This window comes from Mycobacterium sp. (assembly GCF_040398885.1).
In the GTDB taxonomy this organism is placed as follows: Bacteria; Actinomycetota; Actinomycetes; order Mycobacteriales; family Mycobacteriaceae; genus Mycobacterium.
In genome coordinates this window covers 1-2,989 of the sequence record NZ_JBBATF010000246.1, presented here as the reverse complement: position 1 = coordinate 2,989, position 2,989 = coordinate 1, and the positions used below count along the sequence as shown (strand labels likewise).

The window sequence follows — 2,989 nt, the reverse complement described above, 5'->3', positions numbered from 1 at the left end:
GAGCTTCTGCTGGGCCTGCCTGCGCTGCTCGGCGAGCCGGTCGATCTCGGCCTGCTGCGCACGGAAGTTCTCCTGGGCGTTCCTCAGCGCGGCCACCGCGGCATCCTGGCTGGCCTGGGCGCCCTCGACGGCCCGGTCGGCCTTGAGCTTGGCCTCCCGGGCAACGGCAGCCGAGGCGACCGCCCGGGATTGGGCCTGGCGCAGGTTCGCCATCACCTGCTGGGCGCTGAGCGCGAAACTCTGCCCGGCCGCTGCGCTGGAGATCACGTCCTCCGGCGCGCTTGCCATCACCAGCGAGGCGGACGGGCCGTTGACATAGGTGGCGGCGGCGAAGTCGTCGAACTTGCCCTGCGCCGCGACGATCGCCGCGTCCGCCTCCTTGAGCGCCTGCCGGCTGACCTCGATCTGAGCCTGTGCCACCGCGGCGGCGTCCCGGGCCTCCTGGACCTCCACGATCGCCTTGTTGACGCTCTCCTGCTCCATCTGCACCCGGGCGCCGACGTCCTGCAGTTGCTGGTTGGCCTCGGCCACATCGGCGACCAGGGCCGCCACGCTGTTGGGCTGCTGATCGGGTTCGGCCTGGGCCAGGCCCGGGGTGGTCAGAGCCATCCCGACGGTGAGGGTCAGCGGACACACCGCCCGGGCAGCCCGGCCGGCAGTACCAGAACCGCGGGTGGAAGGTCTCATTCGACTCCGACTCCTAGTGCTCCAACGACTTGTCACATGAGTAACAAAAGCCCCATATTCACCATCAATAACACTGGTGACAGTTGCACCGTACGTCACAGTCAACGCAGAAGAAACCGGCGAAAATAATTACACGTTTGTATTTCCGCAGGTGTGACCGAATAGTGATCTAAGGGAATTGCCACAAGCAGTGCCCGCGCAGCGAAGTCGCAGGATGGGCTAGCGCTTGGCGGTGCCGGCCCGTTTTCCCCAGCGTTGCAGAAGCCGGGTCGCGAAGGCGGCCGCGGCGACGGCGAAAACAACGAAGATCGTGAATGCGGTCCAGTCGAATATCGGCGTCGTCATCTGATCGACGAAATTCTGCGCGGACTGCACCGGATCGCCTTCCTCCTTCGCCACGTCCTGCCCGGCCTCAAGCAGCACCCGGTCGTAGTCGGGACTGTAGGTTCCGGCCCATCCGGGGCTGAGCACCAGCACCGTCGAACCCGGGTGGGCCTGACCGACCTGGGTGGCGATGTCGCGCAACGGGGTGTCGATGATCGGGCTCTCCTGCATAACGACGACCTTGAGGTCGACACCGCGCTGCCCGGCGTCGGCCACCACCTTCTGCAACCCGGGCACGTACTCGGCCGGGGCGGCCACTCCGTCCTCACCGACGTCCGCCTTCACCGCGGACATGCAGTCGGCCAACGGCGCCGACATCGGGAGCCCGACGGCGGTGCAGACCTCCACGGGGATGAACGTGGGCATCGAAGCAAGCACGGGCAGAGGGCTCACGAGCCCGACGGTACCGCGACCGCGCCCCGGGGGTGGCAGCACGCGCCGTGGGAGACCAGACTGGGGCTGCGGGGGTCGGCCGGTACGGTTCGGCGTCCGCCCCGCTAATATCCGACCTGCCCGCAATCTGGCGGGTTCAGCACACGCCGGGAGTTGATGTGAGCAGCGCCAGTTCTTCCCTGGACTCTTTCGGGGCCCGCGACACCCTCGAGGTCGGGGACAACAGTTACCAGATCTACCGCCTCGACGCCGTTGCGGGCACCGAGAAGCTGCCCTACAGCCTGAAGGTGCTCGCCGAGAACCTGCTGCGCACCGAGGACGGCGCCAACATCACCAAAGACCACATCGAGGCGATCGCCAACTGGGATCCCTCGGCGCAGCCGAGCATCGAGATCCAGTTCACCCCGGCCCGGGTGATCATGCAGGACTTCACCGGCGTGCCGTGCGTGGTCGACCTGGCCACCATGCGCGAGGCGGTGACCCAACTCGGCGGCGACCCGGAGAAGGTCAACCCGCTGGCCCCGGCAGAACTGGTCATCGACCACTCGGTGATCCTGGACTACTTCGGCGGCGCCGATTCCTACGAGAGGAACGTCGCGCTCGAATACCAGCGCAACGGCGAGCGCTATCAGTTCCTGCGCTGGGGCCAGGGCGCTTTCGACGACTTCAAGGTCGTCCCGCCCGGCACCGGCATCGTGCATCAGGTCAACATCGAGTACCTCGCGCGCGTGACGATGGTCCGGGACGGGGTCGCGTATCCGGACACCTGCGTGGGCACCGACAGCCACACCACGATGGTCAACGGCCTCGGCGTGCTGGGCTGGGGGGTGGGCGGCATCGAGGCCGAGGCCGCCATGCTGGGCCAGCCGGTGTCGATGCTCATCCCCCGCGTCGTCGGGTTCAAGCTGACCGGTGAGATCTCCCCGGGGGTGACCGCCACCGACGTCGTGCTGACCGTCACCGACATGCTGCGCAAGCACGGCGTGGTCGGCAAGTTCGTCGAGTTCTACGGCAGAGGTGTGGCCGAGGTGCCGCTGGCCAACCGCGCCACCCTGGGCAACATGAGCCCCGAATTCGGTTCCACCGCAGCGATGTTCCCGATCGACGAGGTCACCATCGACTACCTGCGGCTGACCGGCCGCACCGAGGAGCAGTTGGCCCTGGTGGAGGCCTACGCCAAGACACAGGGCATGTGGCACGACGCTGAGCACGAACCGAAGTACTCCGAGTACCTCGAACTGGATCTGTCCACCGTGGTGCCGTCGATCGCCGGGCCGAAGCGCCCGCAGGACCGCATCGAGCTGTCCGACGCGAAGACGGCCTTCCGCAAGGACATCCACAACTACGTCGCCCAGAACCTCCCGGCGCCGGAGACCAAGCTCGACGAGGCCGTCGAGGAGTCCTTCCCGGCCAGCGACCCGGCGGCGCTGTCCTTCGCCGACGACGGGGCGGTCGACATGCGGCCGTCGGCGGCCAACGGCTCGGCCGGCCGGCCGAGCAAGCCGGTGCAGGTGCGTTCGGCCGA

At 67.6% G+C, this 2,989-nt stretch carries 2 protein-coding genes and 1 pseudogene; 1 reads left to right on the top strand and 2 read right to left on the bottom strand.

Annotated features, from left to right (window positions below; all coding sequences use genetic code 11):
• A pseudogene (locus tag ADBZ5U_RS15500) lies at positions 1-687 on the bottom strand (NlpC/P60 family peptidoglycan endopeptidase RipA); the annotation flags it as partial.
• Positions 688-906: 219 nt separating this feature from the next.
• Positions 907-1,464 carry an Rv1476 family membrane protein gene (locus ADBZ5U_RS15495; protein WP_526811679.1) on the bottom strand — a complete coding sequence of 186 codons (558 nt, stop codon included), beginning with the start codon at positions 1,462-1,464 and terminating at the stop codon, positions 907-909.
• A 158-nt stretch (positions 1,465-1,622) separates the two neighbouring features.
• Between ADBZ5U_RS15495 and ADBZ5U_RS15490 the strand changes: the two genes are divergently transcribed.
• On the top strand, positions 1,623-2,989 hold a 1,367-nt coding region (locus tag ADBZ5U_RS15490; RefSeq protein WP_526811677.1), incomplete at its 3' end, for an aconitase family protein.